The organism is Mucilaginibacter kameinonensis (assembly GCF_003675385.1).
Lineage (GTDB): Bacteria > Bacteroidota > Bacteroidia > Sphingobacteriales > Sphingobacteriaceae > Mucilaginibacter > Mucilaginibacter kameinonensis.
Genome location: NZ_RCWZ01000002.1, coordinates 1232461 through 1251435 on the forward strand (window position 1 = coordinate 1232461; position 18975 = coordinate 1251435).

At 42.2% G+C, this 18975-nt stretch carries 23 protein-coding genes; 9 read left to right on the forward strand and 14 right to left on the reverse strand.

Going from position 1 to position 18975, the window contains the following annotated elements; translation table 11 throughout:
* Positions 1-106: 106 nt before the first annotated feature.
* From EAH55_RS12035 to EAH55_RS12045, 3 genes are all read right to left on the reverse strand, one after another.
* On the reverse strand, positions 107-304 hold the full coding sequence (locus EAH55_RS12035; protein ID WP_112574311.1) for a hypothetical protein: 198 nt from the start codon (positions 302-304) through the stop codon (positions 107-109).
* A gap of 44 nt (positions 305-348) precedes the next feature.
* On the reverse strand, positions 349-834 hold the full coding sequence (locus EAH55_RS12040; RefSeq protein WP_121809812.1) for a hypothetical protein: 486 nt from the start codon (positions 832-834) through the stop codon (positions 349-351).
* A 112-nt stretch (positions 835-946) separates the two neighbouring features.
* Complete coding sequence (locus EAH55_RS12045; protein WP_114937212.1) at positions 947-1138, reverse strand: hypothetical protein; 192 nt, start codon at positions 1136-1138, stop codon at positions 947-949.
* 359 nt (positions 1139-1497) lie between these two features.
* On the opposite strand from EAH55_RS12045, the gene EAH55_RS12050 reads away from it, so the two are divergent.
* The 4 genes from EAH55_RS12050 (at position 1498) to EAH55_RS12065 (ending at position 4531) form a co-directional block, all read left to right on the forward strand.
* Positions 1498-2442 (forward strand): hydroxypyruvate isomerase family protein, encoded by a 945-nt coding sequence (locus EAH55_RS12050; RefSeq protein ID WP_121809813.1) that lies wholly within the window; start codon positions 1498-1500, stop codon positions 2440-2442.
* A gap of 7 nt (positions 2443-2449) precedes the next feature.
* Positions 2450-3601 carry a M28 family metallopeptidase gene (locus EAH55_RS12055; RefSeq protein ID WP_121809814.1) on the forward strand — a complete coding sequence of 384 codons (1152 nt, stop codon included), beginning with the start codon at positions 2450-2452 and terminating at the stop codon, positions 3599-3601.
* A 22-nt stretch (positions 3602-3623) separates the two neighbouring features.
* Positions 3624-4175, forward strand: coding sequence for a GNAT family N-acetyltransferase (locus EAH55_RS12060; protein WP_121809815.1), 552 nt, complete (start codon positions 3624-3626; stop codon positions 4173-4175).
* Positions 4176-4315: 140 nt separating this feature from the next.
* The gene (locus EAH55_RS12065; protein WP_112574318.1) at positions 4316-4531 is read left to right on the forward strand and encodes a hypothetical protein; all 216 of its coding nucleotides are present in this window, start codon (positions 4316-4318) and stop codon (positions 4529-4531) included.
* Positions 4532-4607: 76 nt separating this feature from the next.
* On the opposite strand, the gene EAH55_RS12070 is transcribed toward EAH55_RS12065, so the two are convergent.
* Positions 4608-5267, reverse strand: coding sequence for a YdeI/OmpD-associated family protein (locus EAH55_RS12070; RefSeq protein ID WP_121809816.1), 660 nt, complete (start codon positions 5265-5267; stop codon positions 4608-4610).
* A 101-nt stretch (positions 5268-5368) separates the two neighbouring features.
* On the opposite strand from EAH55_RS12070, the gene EAH55_RS12075 reads away from it, so the two are divergent.
* Positions 5369-6046: a GNAT family N-acetyltransferase gene (locus EAH55_RS12075; RefSeq protein WP_121809817.1), complete on the forward strand. Its 678-nt coding sequence runs from the start codon at positions 5369-5371 to the stop codon at positions 6044-6046.
* A gap of 124 nt (positions 6047-6170) precedes the next feature.
* Here EAH55_RS12075 and EAH55_RS12080 read toward each other — a convergent pair whose 3' ends face one another.
* Together EAH55_RS12080 and EAH55_RS12085 are read right to left on the reverse strand one after the other, a co-directional pair.
* Positions 6171-6701 carry an RNA methyltransferase gene (locus EAH55_RS12080; protein ID WP_121809818.1) on the reverse strand — a complete coding sequence of 177 codons (531 nt, stop codon included), beginning with the start codon at positions 6699-6701 and terminating at the stop codon, positions 6171-6173.
* Positions 6702-6816: 115 nt separating this feature from the next.
* Positions 6817-7983 (reverse strand): galactokinase, encoded by a 1167-nt coding sequence (locus EAH55_RS12085; protein WP_121809819.1) that lies wholly within the window; start codon positions 7981-7983, stop codon positions 6817-6819.
* Positions 7984-8132: 149 nt separating this feature from the next.
* On the opposite strand from EAH55_RS12085, the gene EAH55_RS12090 reads away from it, so the two are divergent.
* Positions 8133-8423: a YciI family protein gene (locus tag EAH55_RS12090; protein WP_112574323.1), complete on the forward strand. Its 291-nt coding sequence runs from the start codon at positions 8133-8135 to the stop codon at positions 8421-8423.
* A gap of 113 nt (positions 8424-8536) precedes the next feature.
* On the opposite strand, the gene EAH55_RS12095 is transcribed toward EAH55_RS12090, so the two are convergent.
* The 6 genes from EAH55_RS12095 to EAH55_RS12120 form a co-directional block, all read right to left on the reverse strand.
* A complete protein-coding gene (locus EAH55_RS12095; RefSeq protein WP_121809820.1) occupies positions 8537-8938 on the reverse strand; it encodes a hypothetical protein in 402 nt (133 codons plus the stop codon).
* A 103-nt stretch (positions 8939-9041) separates the two neighbouring features.
* Positions 9042-9905, reverse strand: a complete 864-nt coding sequence (locus tag EAH55_RS12100) for an aldo/keto reductase (protein ID WP_121809821.1) — start codon at positions 9903-9905, stop codon at positions 9042-9044.
* A 100-nt stretch (positions 9906-10005) separates the two neighbouring features.
* A complete protein-coding gene (locus EAH55_RS12105; protein WP_121809822.1) occupies positions 10006-10410 on the reverse strand; it encodes a DUF1761 domain-containing protein in 405 nt (134 codons plus the stop codon).
* Between the two features lie 177 nt (positions 10411-10587).
* Positions 10588-13311, reverse strand: coding sequence for a carboxypeptidase regulatory-like domain-containing protein (locus tag EAH55_RS12110; RefSeq protein WP_121809823.1), 2724 nt, complete (start codon positions 13309-13311; stop codon positions 10588-10590).
* 160 nt (positions 13312-13471) lie between these two features.
* A complete protein-coding gene (locus EAH55_RS12115; protein ID WP_121809824.1) occupies positions 13472-14434 on the reverse strand; it encodes a hypothetical protein in 963 nt (320 codons plus the stop codon).
* A gap of 51 nt (positions 14435-14485) precedes the next feature.
* Positions 14486-15466 (reverse strand): hypothetical protein, encoded by a 981-nt coding sequence (locus EAH55_RS12120; RefSeq protein WP_121809825.1) that lies wholly within the window; start codon positions 15464-15466, stop codon positions 14486-14488.
* An 87-nt stretch (positions 15467-15553) separates the two neighbouring features.
* Between EAH55_RS12120 and EAH55_RS12125 the strand changes: the two genes are divergently transcribed.
* On the forward strand, positions 15554-16021 hold the full coding sequence (locus EAH55_RS12125; RefSeq protein WP_121809826.1) for a CYTH domain-containing protein: 468 nt from the start codon (positions 15554-15556) through the stop codon (positions 16019-16021).
* Positions 16022-16028: 7 nt separating this feature from the next.
* Here the strand turns inward: EAH55_RS12125 and EAH55_RS12130 are convergent, their stop codons facing one another.
* Positions 16029-16322, reverse strand: coding sequence for a DUF3892 domain-containing protein (locus EAH55_RS12130; protein ID WP_121809827.1), 294 nt, complete (start codon positions 16320-16322; stop codon positions 16029-16031).
* A gap of 278 nt (positions 16323-16600) precedes the next feature.
* Here EAH55_RS12130 and EAH55_RS12135 point away from each other — a divergent pair, with 278 nt between their 5' ends.
* Positions 16601-16939, forward strand: a complete 339-nt coding sequence (locus EAH55_RS12135; RefSeq protein ID WP_121809828.1) for an ArsR/SmtB family transcription factor — start codon at positions 16601-16603, stop codon at positions 16937-16939.
* The gene (locus EAH55_RS12140; protein WP_121809829.1) at positions 16936-17358 is read left to right on the forward strand and encodes an SRPBCC family protein; all 423 of its coding nucleotides are present in this window, start codon (positions 16936-16938) and stop codon (positions 17356-17358) included. Before EAH55_RS12135 ends, EAH55_RS12140 begins: the two co-directional genes overlap by 4 nt.
* Before the next feature lie 136 nt (positions 17359-17494).
* On the opposite strand, the gene EAH55_RS12145 is transcribed toward EAH55_RS12140, so the two are convergent.
* The gene (locus EAH55_RS12145) at positions 17495-18973 is read right to left on the reverse strand and encodes a glutamate synthase subunit beta (RefSeq protein WP_121809830.1); all 1479 of its coding nucleotides are present in this window, start codon (positions 18971-18973) and stop codon (positions 17495-17497) included.
* Between the last annotated feature and the right edge of the window lie 2 nt (positions 18974-18975).

Here is an 18975-nt window from a genome sequence, read left to right on the forward strand (position 1 = left end):
TTATGGTAACAGCAGATAAAAAAACTATCTAAACCTATCGCTATAAAGAAGAAAAGCACGCTGAAAATAGTTTCAGCGTGCTTTTCTTCTTTATACTTAAAATACCTTATTTGAAGTATGATAGCGGGATGGTTTTCCACATGCCATGGGCAAGATGACCGATCAGTAATTCGTATATAAGATAAACCGGCCAAAACACGTAATGGATAATAAGTAAAATTACGCTGTGGTTGTAGTACCAGCTTATCATTAAAGTATATAAACCCAATACAAGGTATAGTATGCTGGTTTCGCGCTTTTCCATATTGACCCTTTTATTTTTGAGCTAATTTATAAATAGCGTTTAAATTAACGACAATTTTTCATGTTGTAAATTACCGAATAATCGGCGGCGTTGTTGGTTTGCTGCTTGCCGGTTTTAGTATCGTATTTATAAGGCTTTTGCGCAAGGTTGGTGCCCCTGAGCTGAAATTCAACACTCAGCGTATCTGTGCTGCCTTCCTGGCCGTAGGTCCACAACGCTTTGATAACATTACCGGTTAAATTGCCCATTAATGTACCTTTCCGGGCATCTTTTTCTTTAGGCAGCCAATCCATATCGCCGGTAACTTTGTTGCCGTTTATGTGCAGATTAACTTTTGTAGTGTCCTGGTTGGCGCTACCTTCAGTGGCATAAAAACAATACTCCATATTTACTGCCGGAGCATCGGGGGCATTGGCCATGGCCGTGTCTTCCTTTTTAATTGTAGTATCGGTATCGTTGGTGGCACGATTGCCTGAGCAAGAGGCAATGGTTAGGGCGATAAAGGAAACAAAGCCTAATTGAAATTTCATAACTGTGGGTGATTTTTTGTTATGACAATTAAAATAATAAAAGGTTCAATCACTCAGGCGACAGCCACTAAATAGTTACAATACTCTGATGAGGTAACTTTTTTAAAGAGCACTATGCCTGTTTCTTTTCGGGAGGTGTTGACACAATTTCACCAAATTCATTTACATAGGCCAGCATGTTTTCAAGATCGCCTCCGCCGGCGTTTTGTTTGCGTTCCTGTTTGCGTTGTTCTTTATCTTCCTTTTTTTTCTGGCGATTTTTTTCCAGTTGTTTTTTCATGAATGTTGCTTGCGATTTAGCCATAATTATGATTAATTAAGTTAAATAATAGCTATTCCGTGTAGCAATAAAAAGGCCGGGCCAGACAATAAATACCTGTTTCAGTGAGCGTAAAAAATGATCTTTAAGTTAAGTTCCGGGCAGCAACGGTATCAGCAGGGAATAAAACAGATCAGCATCAAAATAGCTGGGCGCTGTAAGCTGGAATAGCTTTAAAAATTTGCCGTTTATACACAAAGATAATAAAAATAGGCGAATTTTTAACTGTGGTGCTTTAACCGGTTGTAATGAATTGGTTAAAAAATCTTATAAAACAGCTGCCTCCATCGTTTAAAATAAACCATAGGTGCTATATTTAGGCCGCAAACCAATACATAACCCTCATGAAACGCAGAAATTTTGTTCAAAGCTCGGTATTAGCCGGGGCCTCGTTATTTACTACAGGTGTTTTAAAAGCAGCTACGCTTACCGGGTGTACCGAACCTAACGGCGAAGCAGGCATAATAGCCGGAGATAAACCTTTTAACCTTAACTACGGTATTCATGATGGTATGTTTAAAAATCATGCCGGTGATGATTTTATTGAACAGATAAAATTTGCCTACGATAAGGGTTTCCGCGCTATTGAGGATAACGGTATGAGCGGCCGGCCGGCTGATCAGCAAAAAAAGATAGGCGATACGCTGGCTAAGCTGGGTATGGCCATGGGCGTATTTGTACAGCCAGGCCTGGGTAATGACAGCAACATGCTGGCAACAGGCGCTGCCGACCAGGTTGAAAAGTTTATTGCCTCATGCAAGGAAGCTGTTGAAGTAGCCAAGCGTATAGGCAGTAAGTTGGTTACCGTTGTTCCCGGTGATTTTGCGCGTAAACTACCTATCGGTGTGCAGACGGGTAATGTTATTGAAGCCATCAAAAAGGGGACAGCTATACTGGAGCCGCACGGCATTATTATGGTGCTTGAACCCTTAAGTGATAATCCCGACCTGTTTTTGCGCACGCCCGACCAGGCTTATGCCATTTGCAAAGCTGTAGGAAGCCCATCATGCAAGATTTTGTATGATATGTACCATGTTCAGCGCAACCAGGGAAACATTATCCCAACGCTTGACCTGGTTTATGATGAGATAGGCTATTACCAGATAGGAGATAATCCTGGTCGTAAAGAGCCTGGAACCGGCGAGGTTAATTATAAAAACATCTTTAAACACATCTATAACAAAGGCTATAAAGGTGTAATGGGCATGGAGCACGGCACGGCCGGAGCGGGAAAAGAAGGAGAGCTTGCATTGATTAAAGCTTACCGCGAGGCTGATAGCTTTATTTAGAAAGCTGATGAAATTTAAACTTGCCCTTGTATTTCTTTTTATTTCGAACACGCTTTTTGCCCAGGATACCGTTTTTGCCCGCAAAATGGTTGATACATTAACCTCGCCCTATTTCTGGGGCAGGGGGTATACAAAGGATGGCGTTCATAAAGCGGCAGATTTTTTATCTGCCCAACTAAAGCGCTACGGCGTAAAGCCTATGGATGGTAAAAACTACCTGCAAGAGTTTAGCTATCCTGTTAATATCTTCCCGGGTAAAATGGAACTTGCTATAAATGGCGTACAACTGAGGCCTGGGAAAGATTTTATTGTTTCGCCTGATAGCCGTGGTGTGATGGGGGCAGGGCAACTGATTAAAAAAGACAGTACCCATTTTGTCGATCAGCAAAACAGGATTGTTTTATCGCTGGAAGATAAGCTTACATGGTCGGTTGAGGGGCGGACTCTTGACTATACAATAATCCAAATTGATAAAAAAGCAATAAAGGAAACTCCTCTAACGCTTAATGTTGCCATAGAAAACAAGCTGATAACAGATTTCAAAACATCCAATATTTGCGGTATTGTAAAGGGGACGTCTAAACCGGATTCCGTTATCATGGTCACAGCGCACTATGATCATTTAGGCGGCATGGGCGATAAAACCTATTTCCCTGGTGCTAATGATAATGCAAGCGGTATTTCTGAACTTATGGGGCTTGCCCGGTATTATGCCAAGCATCCTTTGCCATATAGCATAGCTTTTATTTGTTTTTCGGGAGAAGAGGCCGGTTTGCTGGGTTCAAAGTATTTTACGCAAAACCCGCTTATTCCGCTTACAAATATTCGTTTCCTGATTAACCTTGATCTTAACGGAACTGGTGTTGATGGCATAACTGTGGTAAATGCCAGCGTTTATCCAAAAGAGTTTGCTGTGATGCAGCAAATCAATAAGGAAAATAATTACTTTGTTAAAGTGGCATCACGTGGCAAGGCTGCCAACAGCGATCATTATTTTTTTACCGAACAAGGCGTACCTGCATTTTTTATTTACACTTTGGGCGGTATAAAGGCTTATCATGATGTTTTTGACATCAGCCCCACACTACCGCTCAATAAATACACCGAACTTTTTAACCTGATAGTTAAATTTAACAGTAGACTTGCCGGTGGCCGTTAGCCCTTACCAATAGTATTCATTTATGCTTAACCCAAACTTTAACCCGTTTCCGGTTTTAACAACCGAGCGCCTTGTGCTGAGGCGTTTTACTTACGATGATGCGGCAGATCTGTTTGAAATGCGATCAAACGAAACGGTGATGCAGTACATTAGCCGTCCGTTAAATAAAACTATCGGTGATGCTGTTGGGTTGATAGATGTGATAGAAGACTTATTGAGCAAAAATGATGGTATTACCTGGTGTATCTGCCTGAAAAACAGTAATAAATATATAGGTAGTATAGGCTTCTGGCGGATAGAGAAAAACAATCACCGTGCCGAAATTGGCTATCTTTTGAACCCGGTGTACCAGGGGCAGGGTATCATGCAGGAAGCTGTAACGGCAGCTCTTGATTATGGTTTTAATGTACTCAAGCTACATTCGGTAGAGGCTCGTGTTAGCCCCGGTAATGTCGCCTCAATTAAATTGTTGCTTAAAAATAAATTTGTTCAGGAAGCTTATTTTAAAGAGGATCATTTGTTTAACGGTCGTTTCAACGATACCATGATTTATTCGTTATTAACACAAACTTAAATCTGTTAACAAATTATTTATGCCAGCTATTTTTAATTAAAAAAAAATGATGCATGTTTACGCATAGAAACCAATTATACCTGTGCTGAAAACAATTCAGTTTAAATGGGGTTAACATTAAAAAACAAAAGAAACTTATCATGGCAACAGAAAAAGGAAGTGGTATTACCGCTTATTCAGTGAAAACAAAGACTAAAAATGTACCGATGATCAATCCAGTTATCGATGTAAAATCGGGTAGATACATTGCGACAGGAACTGACAGTGCAGGTAACAAGATGGCTGCCATTATGGGTAAAGCTACTGCCGAAGAGCATATCAAAAATGGTAACGCTAAAAAAGGCTCAGGCTGGTAAATAAAAGTAAAACATAAAATCGCCCTGTATTTGCTGAAAGTGCTGGGCGATTTATGTTATGATCTGCTAAGTATTTCTATTTATCCGAAGGATTTTTCTTTTTATTCTGCAGCATATCCACCATCTTCACTAAACGGTCCTGCCGGGTTTTCTCCTGTTTAGCAGTCAGGATCCAGAGCACATATTCTTTTTTGTGACTATAAGCGAGCGATTGAAAGTAATCAAGTACGCCTGGATGTTGTTCTAACGTTTCCTGTACATAATCAGGCAGGGTAACAATTTTATTGTCTACATCAATATAAGCGCTGTGCTCGTTATTGCGAACGGCTTCATTACGCCCTTCAGAAACCTTTACAGCTTCAACAGGGCGAAAGCGTAATGCCGTCCACACTTCGTTAACAGCCGCTGAGGCTACTGGCCTAAGTCCATATTGAGCGGGAGCATCCCAACTGCTCATCATTTCCAGATCGGTTTGGATCCCCGAATTTTTTTTGGGATAAATGATCCAGAAAACCGTGTCGGCTTTTAGCAATGGAGTTATTACTTTAAGCTCAGATATTAGCTCTTCGCTGTTTTTTACAAATAGCTGGATGCCATTAAATTCGCCCTCGGCACTAAAAACAAGATTGGCATTATCGGGTAGGGTATTAAGGCTATCCAGGTAACCAGCGGGCGCGTTTTGGATCAGCCAGCGTGAATTTGGTTTGATCAGGAATTTTTTAGCGAGGGCGTTCATAATAAGCTTTTAGTAATGGATAAAGCTAATGTAAGCATTAAATTAAAATTGAATGACAGGCCTAAACCCTGTAGCAGGGTATTTTTAATAGCTTTGCCCTAATGGAACATGTACTTGATAATCCCGCCTGGAGCGCGCTTAACACGGGTAACAGATTGCTTGCAGGCGGAAACGATATAGCTAAATATTTCCCTAAGGAGATCTCTCCCTTTGTTGGAATACCTGAAGTATCTGCCGAAAATTTTAATACCCTTTACGGTACTATCCCTTTTGAAAGCTATTTTATTTTTATTGCCCCTCATGATATTGTAATCCCCGAGCAGTGGACGATAGTAAACTATCTGAAATGTCTTCAGATGGTTTTTGAAGGAGAAATACCCGCGGATTTTTCCGATAAAGGCCTGTTACCACTTACAGAACAGCATGTGCCGCAAATGATTGAACTTACGCAGCTAACAAACCCAGGTCCTTTTATTGAAAGAACAATAGAGTTTGGACACTACCATGGCATTTTTGATGGGGATAAGTTAGTAGCGATGGCCGGTCAGCGGTTAAATCCCACACCTTATGCCGAGATCAGCGCTGTTTGTACCCATCCAGATTACCTCGGTCGCGGTTATGCGGGGAAGCTATTGATGAACCAGGCTAAGCGGATTAAAGCAGCTTCTGAAATCCCTTTTCTGCATGTTAAATCTGAAAATGAAAGAGCGATTAAAGTATACGAAAAGCTCGGTTTTGTAACGAGAAAGGAAATGTCGTTTTATGTGTTGAAGAAGTAACCTCTTTTTATGGTTTACAACGTCATTGCGAGGCACGAAGCAATCCCCGATTTGCAGGAGGTCCGCCCTGTATAGTTTGGGATTGCTTCGTGCCTCGCAATGACGGGGGAGAGCGAATTGTTATCTATATCGCCATCTTGGCGAAAAAGTCCCAAAGTACAATACCTGCCGATACTACGATGTTAAAAGAATGCTTGGTGCCAAACTGGGGGATCTCGATACATCCGTCGATGACCTGCATTACCTCATCACTTACGCCGTTTACCTCGTTGCCGAAAATAAGGGCGTATTTGCCATCTTCAGCCGGTTGAAATTCGTGAAGCATGGTGCTGTTTTCGGCCTGTTCAATAGCTATGATCTTGTAACCATCTCTACGTAATTGTTCAACGGCTTGTAAGGGGGTTTCGTAGTAGGTCCAGTTGACAGATTGGGTTGCGCCGAGAGCGGTTTTTTCAATTTCGCGGTGGGGAGGTTGAGCGGTGATACCGCAAAGGCAGATCTGCTCTACAGCAAAACCGTCAGATGTACGGAAGATGGAGCCGATATTGTGCATGCTGCGCACGTTATCCAATACTACGGCAACTGGTAATTTATCCTGTGCTTTAAATTCATCAACCGTAGCCCGGTTCAGCTCATCTAATTTTAATTTGCGCATATTTTTTTAGTCCATGGTTCATAGATTATAGTTCATAGCCAACCTGTGTTTAATAACAGGCCATGAACCATGATCTATTAACTATGAACCAATGGCAAAAATACTAAAAAAGCGTTTAGTTAAGTTCCGAAACCAGTTCGCCTACGCCATCGCCAATTAGCGAGCTGTAAACAGATGGGGCGTAGCCTATTTTCTGCGTATAATATTCGGTTACTTCTTTGCTGAATTTATCAAAAGCATCGCCTTTTACCAGGGCGATGGCGCAACCGCCAAAACCTGCACCTGTCATACGTGCACCGGCCACGTCAGGATTGGTTTTGCTGTATTCGGCAACAGTATCTAATTCAACACCGCTTACTTCGTATAAGTCGCGCAGAGAATCATGAGAAGAGTACATTAGCTTGCCAAATTCGGCTACATCATTGGCGGCAAGGGCTGTCGCAGCCAATTTTACGCGGTCGTTTTCTTCAATTACGTGTTTGGCACGTTTTAATACAACCGGATCGGTGATCAGGTGTTTATATTGCTCAAAAGTGGCGCTATTGATCTCGCAAAGGTATTTGATATCCAGCTGTTGTTGCAGGGCCATCAGGGCTGCCTGGCACTCTTGTACGCGTTCGTTGTATTTTGATTCGGCCAGTTTACGTGGCTTATTGGTATTGATAATGGCCAAAACATAATCGCCGAGGTTACTATCAACCGCCTGGTAATCCAGGGTATCGCAGTTAAGCATCAGGGCTTTATTTTTTTCACCGAAGGCAACAGCAAACTGGTCCATAATACCGCAGTTAACACCAATAAAGTTGTTTTCTACATCTTTAGAGAGTTTTACCAGGTCAAGCTTATCATAGCCGCTGTTAAACAGATCGTTTAAAGCATAAGAAGTCACCACCTCGATAGAGGCTGATGATGACAATCCGGAACCGATTGGAATATCGCCATAAAATAGCATATCCAGGCCTTTTAGCGGGTGTCCGTCCTTAACAAAACGGTTAATTACACCGATAGGGAAGTTAAACCAGTTTTCGCCGGTTTTTTCATAATGAAGTTGCAGTGGAATATCTTGTTGTTCACTGAAATTTAAACTTCTGAAGCGGAAAATACCGTCCTCATTAGGCGAGGTTAGCAAATAAGTGCCAAAAGTAATAGCGCATGGCATAACCAAACCGCCGTTATAATCAATATGTTCGCCAATAAGGTTTACACGGCCCGGCGAAAAGTACGCGTTGTCTGCTTCTTTGTTAAAGATCTTAATAAATTCCTGGTGCAAATTATTCTTCATTATTCAGGTTGGTTTTTCGGAAAACAAATATTGTAAAAATTGTCAAGTTTACAGTTATAAATTATATTTAATTTTTAATTTATTTTAATGGGATAGTTTTGCAGATATTCGGCCTTGATAAAACCTGTTTAACCAGTTAAAAAGTACATATGAAACAATACCTTGTAACCGCATATGATTATACAGATGCTGAAGCATTTGACCGCCGCATGGCCGCTCGTCCGCATCACGTTGATGGCGCGAAAGCACTTAAAGCAAGTGGTAACTTAATTGTGGCCGGGGCCATGCTTAATGAAGAAGGGAAAATGGTGGGCTCAACTATGATAGTACAGTTTGAATCATTGGAAGAGCTGGAGGCCTGGAAGCAGAACGATCCGTATATTACACAACGGGTTTGGGAAAGCGTTGATGTAAAGCCGTTTAAAGTGGCGGATTTGTAGGTCCCAATAAATGTCATTGCGAGGAGGAACGACGAAGCAATCGCATGCTATACAGAGCGAATTTGCTTCCGTGCGATTGCCACGCTTCGCTCGCAATGACATATCTTTAAATGCTACTGCTCTGTCCAGCGGCTCATCTTCCAGTATCCCTGAGTATCTTTGGTGTAAAAAGCGGTGTAGTCCTTTCCCTGCATGGTGAAGTTAAAGTCAAATTCGGTTACCGATTCATCATCAGGCAAAAAGTTGGTAACAATGCTATCGGCTACGGCGGCCAGGGTTATACCAAATTCATCCACCGGTTTTGTGTCTTTTTCTATATTGGCGATAAATTCGGCGTAATTGTTGAATGTATAATTACCTGAAGCATCCTGCTGTCGTGCTGCTGCAAAAGCTGCTTCGGCCCATTCCTGTTTATAAGCTTCCATAGCATTAAGCAGGTCTCCGGCAGATATTTCGGGTAATCCATCTGTGCCGGTGGTATTGTAACTATTTAGTATTTCTTCTTTGCTTCTCATTCGATATTCATAGGTAATGACACCTTTTGATATTTATTTCAAAAATTAAAAGGATGCCAAATTACTGACATCCTTTTAATTTTTCATTCTTCAAGCGTTTATATTATGCGTCGGCCAAGGTGTTCAATATGTCTATATCATCTTCAGATAACTGAATATCGGCGGTCTTCATGTTTTCTTCCAAATGCTTAACGCTCGAGGTGCCCGGGATCAGCAAAATATTGGGTGAATGGTGCAACAGCCAGCTCAAAGCAATCTGATGCAGGGTAGCGCCATGTTTGGCAGCAATCCGGTTTAATATCGCTTCGCCCTGTACATTGCCGCCACCAAGCGGGAACCAGGGGATAAATGCGATGTTATGATCGTGGGTATACTCCAGTTCTGCCTCCCATTTACGGTTATCAACGCTGTACATATTTTGGATAGATACGACTTCAAAAAATTGCTGTGCAAGTTTAATATCCGCAACGCTTACTTCTGATAAGCCTATGTGCCTGATTTTTCCGTCTTGCTGCGCTTTTTGTAAAAACTCAAATGATTTTTCGGCAGGTACTTTAGGATCAATACGGTGTAATTGGTATAAATCGATACGGTCAACTTTCAGGCGTTTCAAGCTGCCTTGCAGGGCTTCTTTTAAATGCTCGGGCGATGAATCTACAGGCCATTCATTAGGTCCGGTACGCAGCAAGCCGCCTTTGGTGCCTATTAACAAGTCGGCAGGGTATGGGTGCAGCGCTTCGGCAATTAATTCTTCCGATACGTTTGGCCCATAGCTGTCGGCTGTGTCAATAAAATTAACACCCAGCTCAACAGCACGCTTTAATACACGGATGCTTTCTTCCTTGTCTTTAGGCGGTCCCCAAATGCCCGGTCCGGTAATGCGCATTGCGCCGTAACCCAAACGATTGATAGTAATGTCGCCACCAATGGTGAATGTTTTTTCAAATGAACTTGTTGTGCTTGCCATGGTAATGTGTTTTGGTTTACTACTGTAAAGTTCAACTAAAAAACACCGGTATTGTTCATGGAATGTATAACACAAATGTCATTTCATTTATATCTGGCCGTTATCTCCAGGCACCTAATATCAATCCCATGAGGGTTAATGATACTACGCTATAACCGCCGTTTATGAATATTAACCGCCAGCTTTTAAGCTCAAACAAACTGTGAATGGCTATAGCGCAAAATGTCCAGATACCGGCAAGAAAACCGGCCGCGGTTCCCCAGGCCAGATCGGTTTTTGCATCGGCTAAAAACATGGCAAGGTTTACTGCCATTATAATGGAGAAAAAGGCCGTAAAGCCAAATGCCCGGACTTTGTTGGATGCCTGAAGCTCGGCGGTGGTTAGTTTGTTATCGGCCATCCAGGCATTGGCAAACAGGGCAGGGGAATACCAGATCCCGCCAACTAAAAATGCGGATAATGCTGCAACCAAAACGGCCAGCCAGTTGATAAGTTGAAAATTCATGATCAGATAATTTAAGTTAATTGGTTGTACTAATATAAACTATTAGAAACTAAAAGCGGAACGCTGAAAGCCAAAGCTTTGCATTGTCAAAACTTTCGCATATATACTAAATGAAAAGCCCTGGTTGCTTTCAACAACCAGGGCTTTTGGAAATCTGTTTATGAAATTTGCGATGTACTATTTAACGTTGTAATGTATCACGCTGCGACCTATATTGCCTTCAGCATCAATGCCTTCAATTATGGCACGGTATGAGCCACGCTGATCGCTGTTGAAGAAATTGATAGTGGCGGTACCGGTTGCTTTATCGGTAATCACGTTTGGTTTCCAGTAAATGGTATTGCGTAAATCGCCGCCAAGTGTGCCTTGTTTGGTAACATCATATTTAGGCGAGTAAAATTCTTTGGCTTTGGTATAACCCTGTACTGCAAAAGTGATCACATTCTGTTTCGGGATCAACTCCTGTAGTTGAGCAAGCGTGATCTTTTCTTTTTTAACAACCTTTTTGTTAATCACCATTACACCTTTGGTTTGGGTTGTACGGTTAATACCACTTACACCGTCATTTAAAAAGATCTCAACAGACTCTACTTCGCTTGATGCCATGCTTGATAAAAAGTTGGCGTCAACAGGTAAGCTACCTACGTATACCTGCACCGGTGTCCTGCTGCCTGAATTATAATCGCGGGTGATATAAAAGTTGTTGTCGATATAAGTAAGGCCCATTGCCATGGTTGATAAACAGTTCAGCAATAAAGGACATCCCTGTAATTGTTGTGCTGATACCTCGTGATCGGCCTGCATTGCTAAACCGGCAAACGTACCGTAATCAGCATGGCTTGCTTTTTTTACAATTTTGGTCGATTTTACCACAATCTCTTTGATGGTACGTGAGCTTTGATATTGTTTATAGCTGTTTTGCAGATAAGGACGGAAGGTACTGTCAATGTTCAGGATCTCTTCCGGGATGTTATTGTTTTTGCTTAGCTTTTGATAAGCCTCGCCATTAACAGATACTACCATGTTGCGCCCGTTGGGATTATTACGCGCGCTAAGGGTAATTTTTGAAGTATCGGGCACATTAATGTTTGAGAATTTGAAATTGCCCGACATGTCGGTTATCGTTTCTGCTGAGAAGTTTTTATCCGGGATCAACAAACGTAGACTTCCCTTTGCAACCGGCAGGCCGGTATTGGTCCTTAAGGTTCCCGTTACATCAATGCCTTGCTCCGGCATCAGGTAAATAGGAGGGTTTTTATCAGCCAAAATATCTTCATAATCAAAACGGCGGTAACCTTGGGTGAGCATTAAAATATCAAGGTTAGCCAGTTTTTCGTCATCTGGTTTGTTGAAGTAGTAATTTGGCTTTTCGATATAGCCTTTCAGATCGGAAGTGAGCAGCATATTACTTAATATGGTCGATTCCGCGTCTTCATTTGATGGTACAGTGCCATCGTCAACAACCGCTACCGAAAAACTGCCTTCAACCGGTGTGGTATTGTTTTTTGCTGATACAGTGATTTTTACATTACCTCTGGTACTGTACGAAGGTTTATCTGTTTTCAGGGCCAGGTTCATCTGGTCGTTATGTTGAATAAATACTATTCGCTCGCATAAAGCGTATCCGCCAGAAGAAAACAGCGTTACCTGCACAATACCTGTAGGGAACTTACTTTTAGGGATATTAGCCGAATAAACTGTGCTTTGCAACACTGTTTGCGCGGCATAATAAATAACGCCTCCGCTTTGTGCTACCAGGTAAAAGCTTTTGTTTTGTTTACGCTGAAAAAACAGGTCGTTCGCCGATATTTTCACAGTTAAGTTAGCCGGATCGTTGCTGTATACCGCAACGTTTATCCCCATAGATTGTACGCGTGGCAGATTATAACTTGCCTGCGAGCCGTCAGGAAAAGTGATGTTGGCTTTGTATGATCTTTCGATGTCAGGGGTTAAGGCAAATACGCCCATACCTAAGTGTGCGCTGCTGATCTGTGCAATTTCTGTGCCTTTATCGTCAACTATATTTCCTTTAATATCAACACCTAAACCGCTTGAGGCAATGGCCTTAAAGGCAACTTTAGTACGGATACCGTTGGTTAACTGACCACCCTCCGGGAAAAACTGCACATCATAACTCTTAACTGCTGTACGCATAGAAAAGCTGCTGTTGATGGTTTTACGGTCGCCGACATCAATAGAGGTAACCAGGATACCGCCGGTAATCACGTCGGCCTGGCTTTCGGGCAGGTCTACCAATAATACGCCTTTATCATCGGTAGTGCCACGGCCTTTGCTTACCGGGTCGCCATTTTTCATCAGTTGCCAGCTTACCTTTTTGTTGGCATAAGGCGTATTATCTGATCCTTTATAAAGAATGGTTGCGTCAACCTTTACGCCTGTTCTTTTTGTTGAACTTTTATACGAGATGTTGGTACGTACCTGGTTATCTATGGCGTTACCAACGTTGAAAGTGTGGTCGTAAAAATAATCAGGGTCAAAATTACGCATCCAGTTGGTGTAGCTGCGCAGACGATAGGCCCCCTGCTTATAAGTATCGCCATTGAGCACAATGTTACCGCTTGCAAAACCATTATTAACCGCGATACGCTGACTTTCAACTACCGAATCCCGGTTGTTGATCAGATCGACATATACGATACGGCTCAGCGCCGAAGGCTGGTGCTTTTCAATAGTTACATAGGCTTTAAACCAAACGGTATCGCCAACAGCATAGTAAGGTTTATCGGTATGCAGATAAACCTTTTCGATAGGGTAGTTGCTGCTAAACTTGCTTGTTTTTTCGATTATGGTAGTTAGTGGGATGCTATCCTGCTGGGCAAAAACAGATGCGCCAAAGGCAGTTAACAGGCATAATAGGAGTAAAAATCGACGTATGATCATCAATATAAGTTAAAGGAGTAACAGGGGCTAATATAAACATTTAGCCGTATTGCATTTTTGGCTCCGGTTTATTTAACACTTTTTTACAAATGTGTTTTTATAACCCATTGGCGAAAGTTAAACGCTAAAACCTATATGCCTATACAAAATAGCACAATTGTTACTTAGTGTGGTTTTTAGCTTTGCCTTCAACATGTATTGAAACCATACTGGAGTGAATTATTCCTAAGGTTGTGCCCGGTTTTACGTTAAGATAAAACTTAAAGTAGCTTTCCATAACAGCCTTGGATGTGTGGATGTAGTCAGCCTCTCTTTCCTGGTCGCCGTTAAACCCAACAAGGGGAGCGCCGTAATACAAATTGCCTTTATCATCAATATACATGGTGAAGGAAAAATAGAAATCCTTATAGGCATTTTTGATCACGATATCATAATTGGGATCGAGGTAATCGTCAGAGTTATCGAAATTGTTGAGGATATCGGGTTTAGTAGTGCGGCGCGAAACTGTAACCAGGGGACTTTTACTGGTTAGTTCGGCCGGTTGCCTCGCTGAAAAGGCCTTGGTGTAATCGGCCGTCGCTTTTGCAGCCAGTGTGCGGATAAATAAAGTATCGGCACGGCTTGGCTTTCTAAGTGTAGTTGTATCGGTGTGCAAAACGTTTTTTACATAGTTATCAGCAAAAAATCGCATGAACACTTTGGTACCTTTAACGTCAAGAGAATCACCTTTTTGGATCAGGATCTCCATGGTTATACTGTCCTTGTTGATCTGCCTTATTTTTAACCATGAACGGGCTGCATTAAAGATAGAATCGTACCCTCGGGTAAGCGGGAAATTGATAAACGCGTTTTTAGTAGGACTGAAAATGCTCACAGAATCGTCTGAAACAAATTTCAGTTTCCACTGCGGCTCTAACTGGTAACCGTATTCGTTAAATGAAAGCCCGTTGCGCTGACGCCTTGATACTTCGGAATAATTGATGCCGTTGTAGGGTTTGAAAGAAATAAGTTCTCTTTTCTTTTGCCCCGGTTGGTTGCCACCGCAGCCAAAAGTAAATGCAGATAATATGATGAGCAGCCCGAATGCTGCTGTTTTTAACGTTTTCAGATTGATGAGTAGCATTGCCGCTAAAGATATAGATAATTCAATAAACGGTTAAAAAAAGCAGGGAAATTAGGGCAACGATGATAGTAATGAACTTTTTTGAAGCTTTTCAGATCCGACCCTCCCGGTAACATGAACAGCTATCTCACTTGTGTGTGTTATGCCAAGCGTTTTACCGGGGATCAAATTAAGGTAATATTTAAGATAACTCTCCATGACGGCTTTTGACAGATGAGTATAACTAATTCGGCGGCTCTCTTCCAAAAATACAGTTAGCGGTTTACCGTAATGCATTTGTCCGATGGGATCAACAAATATGGAAAATGAATAATAGAAATTTGAGTAGGCATTATTGACAGTAATGTCAAATTCGGGGTTCATGTAATCATAAGAAGTATCGAAGTTATTGAGCATGGTTGGCTCTGTATGGCGTTTGCTGATAGTAACTGACGAGCTTTTGCTTCTAAGTTCAACTGGTTGCGTGGCTGCAAAGCCTTTTTCAAAGTCTTTATCAGCTGCATTGGTCAGCCGCTGTATATACACGCTATCTCTCCGGCTGGGACTTTTGCATAGGCTTATATCACCACGAAGTATATTTTTGATATAATTATCTGCATAAAAGATCATGTAAACTTTGGCACCCCGGGTATCAACTGAGTCTGCGTAGGCGTTAAGTAACTCGATGATCATGCTGTCTTTTGTCATGGTTTTAACCTTGAGCCAGGTACGGGCTGTATTAAAAATGGAGTCGTAACCACGTGTAAGCGGGAAGTTAATGAACTGCTTTTTTGTTGGACTATAAATGCTGGTTGAATCATTGGAAACAAATTGCATTTTCCATTGCGGCTCTAACTGGTAGCCAAAGCTATTGAATGAAAGCCCGTTTTGAGTGCGCCGGGCTATTTCGGTATAGCTGATACCAAAGACTGGTTTGAACGAGATTAGGTCCTTTTCGCCGTTGTGCTTAACAATGTTGCGGTGTTTACAGCCAAGGCAAAACAAAGTCAATACAATGCAGGTTAGTTTTGTAATAGGTTTAGCGGTAAGCATATAGGTTTGATATAATATAAATATACAATATCTAACTACTCCTAAATGTTAAATTATGCTAAAATTGCAGACTGAAAAAACAATCTGATGGCAATTGAAATAGAACGTAAGTTTTTGGTAGATCACGAAAAATGGCAGCAAGTAGCAAAGCCCGAACCTATGCATTTCAGGCAGGGCTATATTTTTAGCGATGAAAAGAAAACTATCCGGATCCGAGTTACTGATGCTGAGGGGTATATCACTATAAAAGGAAGCTCGGCCGGTTTTAGCCGCAGCGAGTTTGAATATATCATCCCGGCGGCAGACGGCGTGCAATTGCTGGATAATTTTGCAGTTTCTGAATTAGAGAAATATCGCTTTAACATCAACTACGCTGGTAAGCTTTGGGAAGTTGATGAGTTTTTAGGCGATAATCAGGGCCTGCTCATGGCCGAGATCGAACTTGATAGCGAGGATGAAAAATTTGAACTGCCTCCCTGGGTAACTATCGAAGTAACCGGTGATAAGCGATATTATAACTCCTTTTTAAGCGTAAATCCCTTCAAAAACTGGTAACAGGCTTTCAGGCACATTCGGGCAGGCCCAATAGGTAGTCGGGTTCTGATTCGTCGGTAACCGTTTTAACATATTTGTTACCATCGGGGCAAACTGCCGGAATCAGGCTGGTTTTATTGCCGTTGCTATCTATGATATAAGCGTCGCCGTCTTCATTTTTTATCCAGTCGTAAAGTTTTGCCCGTTCGGTAAGGCCCTTTACGTTGATCCTTTCATTAATCCACTCAAGCGAATCTATGGCCACATAAGGGTTACGATGTGGTTTGGTATCTGTTTTTATACATACTATACGTACTGCCATTGTGTTATTTACATTAAATGTTCAGGTGCGATAAAAATATAGCAAAAAACAAAACGGAGAAATAGGTGTTATCACCCAATTTTCACTACGTAAAATTACCTATTGCATAGGTGCTGATACCTTTATAACGAGATGAAATATTAAAATGTAATGGTTTAAAATGCAGATTATCAATAAGGTATTCTCTGTATCGCTAAAAAGATGAGAAAACTATTGTGTAACCAAAAGGTTTCATTTAAATTTGTAACCGAACGGTTTCATATGGCCGCTTGCTCATTATGCGAAGAGACGTTTTCCAGGCGATTGCCGATCCTACCCGGCGCGAGATCATTAATTTGATTGCTTACCGGCAAATGAACCTTAATGCCGTTGCCGATAATTTCGATATCAGCAGGCCGGCTGTATCTAAACACATCAAAATATTAACTGAATGCGGTTTGCTTGTTATTAAGCAGCAGGGGAGGGAGCGCTACTGCCAGGCCGACCTGAAACAGCTAAAACAAGTTACCGACTGGGCCGAACAATATCGCCAGTTTTGGACTCAGAAACTGGACGCCCTTGACGTTTTTTTAACCAATGAACAAAATACAGATAACCAAAAAAACAATAAATTATGAGCACACAACCATTTGTTATTGAAAGGATTTATGCGGCACCTATACAAAAAGTATGGGAGGCAATTACCGTTAAGGAAAAAATGAAAGAGTGGTATTTTGACCTGGCAGAATTTAAACCTGAAGTAGGTTTTGAGTTTCAGTTTATCGGCGGTGACGGTATTAAGGAATATCTTCACCTTTGCCGTGTAACCAAAGTTGTTGAAGGCAAAACCATAGCCTATACCTGGCGATACGATGGCTACGAAGGTGATTCGGAAGTTACCTGGGAACTTTCCCCTGAAGGTGAGGGTACAAAATTAGTGCTCACCCACCGCGGGCTCGAAACTTTCCCTCCGTTAGACGCCTTCAAAAAAGAAAACTTTGTTGCCGGTTGGACACATATCACCGGTATCTCGCTTAAAGAGTATCTGGAGAAGTAGTATCTACAATAGCAGGGTGCTATTTAAAATAGAAGCTAAACAATAAAGCCGGGCAAAAGCCCGGCTTTATAATTAAAACAATATGATAAGGAGGCAGGCCAGCTAATCGCTTATTGCCAACCTCCAGACTTTGGCATTAAAACACCTGGTCAAACTGGTTAACGGCATCTTTGCTTTCCAGTAAAGAGTGTCCCATTAAAAACTCGTCAACCTTGCGGGCTGCTTCGCGGCCCTCAGATATAGCCCAAACCACCAGTGATTGTCCGCGGCGCATATCGCCTGCTGTAAACACTTTGCTCACGTTGGTACGGTAAACACCTTCTTTGGCTTTAACATTTTTACGGTCATCAATTTCAACACCAAGCTGACTGATGAAGGTATCATGCTGCGGGTGTAAAAAGCCCATTGCCAGGAATACCCGTTGACAAGGGATTTCACGCTCAGAGCCTTCAACTACATGGAATTTTACCGGGCGGCCCATGAAGTCCTGTTCCCATTCAACGTCAACTACTCTCAATGCACGTAGATTGCCTTCTTCGTCACCTAAAAACTCTAAGGTATTAACACCCCAGAAACGGTCGGCACCTTCCTCGTGTGAGCTGGTAGTTTTCAGTACCATTGGGTAAGTTGGCCATGGCATGTGTTGTGTACGCTGGGCCGGTGGCTGAAACATCACCTCAAACTGCTTGATAGATGCTGCACCCTGACGGTTTGAAGTACCCACACAATCAGATCCGGTGTCGCCACCGCCAATTACTACAACATCTTTACCAGTTGCTATGATCTCTTCAACAGTAACATCAATATTGCTTACGCGCTTGTTTTGCTGTTTCAGGAAATCCATCGCAAAATGGATCCCTTTTAGCTCGCGGCCCGGAATATTCAGGTTACGTGGAATGGTTGAGCCGCCTGCTAAAATTACGGCATCGTTGTTACGTACCAGTTCGTCGGCAGCTACGTTTACACCAACTTCGCTATTGTATTTAAATACAACGCCGTCTTTTTCCATTACTTCAACGCGGCGCTCAACTACCCATTTCTCCAATTTAAAGTCAGGGATACCGTAGCGTAATAAACCGCCTGCACGGTCGTCACGTTCGTAAACGGTAACGGCGTGACCAACTTTCACCAGCTGGGCTGCAGCTGCAAGGCCTGCCGGACCTGAACCTACAACCGCTACTTTTTTACCTGTTTTAACAAGCGGAGCAGTTGGTTTTACCAGGTTTTTCTCGTAAGCGATCTCAATGATATGGCGCTCAATTTCCTCGATAGCAACAGGCGGCTTGTTGATGCCTAACACACATGCAGATTCGCACGGAGCAGGGCAGATACGGCCTGTAAACTCAGGGAAGTTATTAGTTGATGATAATATGTGGTAAGCTTCTTCCCAGTTTTTACGATACACTGCATCGTTAAACTCAGGGATGATGTTACCCAGAGGGCATCCCGAATGGCAGAAAGGGATACCGCAATTCATACACCTTGCCGATTGCTGGTTAAGCTTCTCTTCGGTGTATAAATTAACAAATTCGTTATAGTTCTTAACGCGTTCAGTAGCCGGAACTTTTGATGGAAGTTCGCGATTAAACTCCTGAAATCCTGTAGGTTTTCCCATTT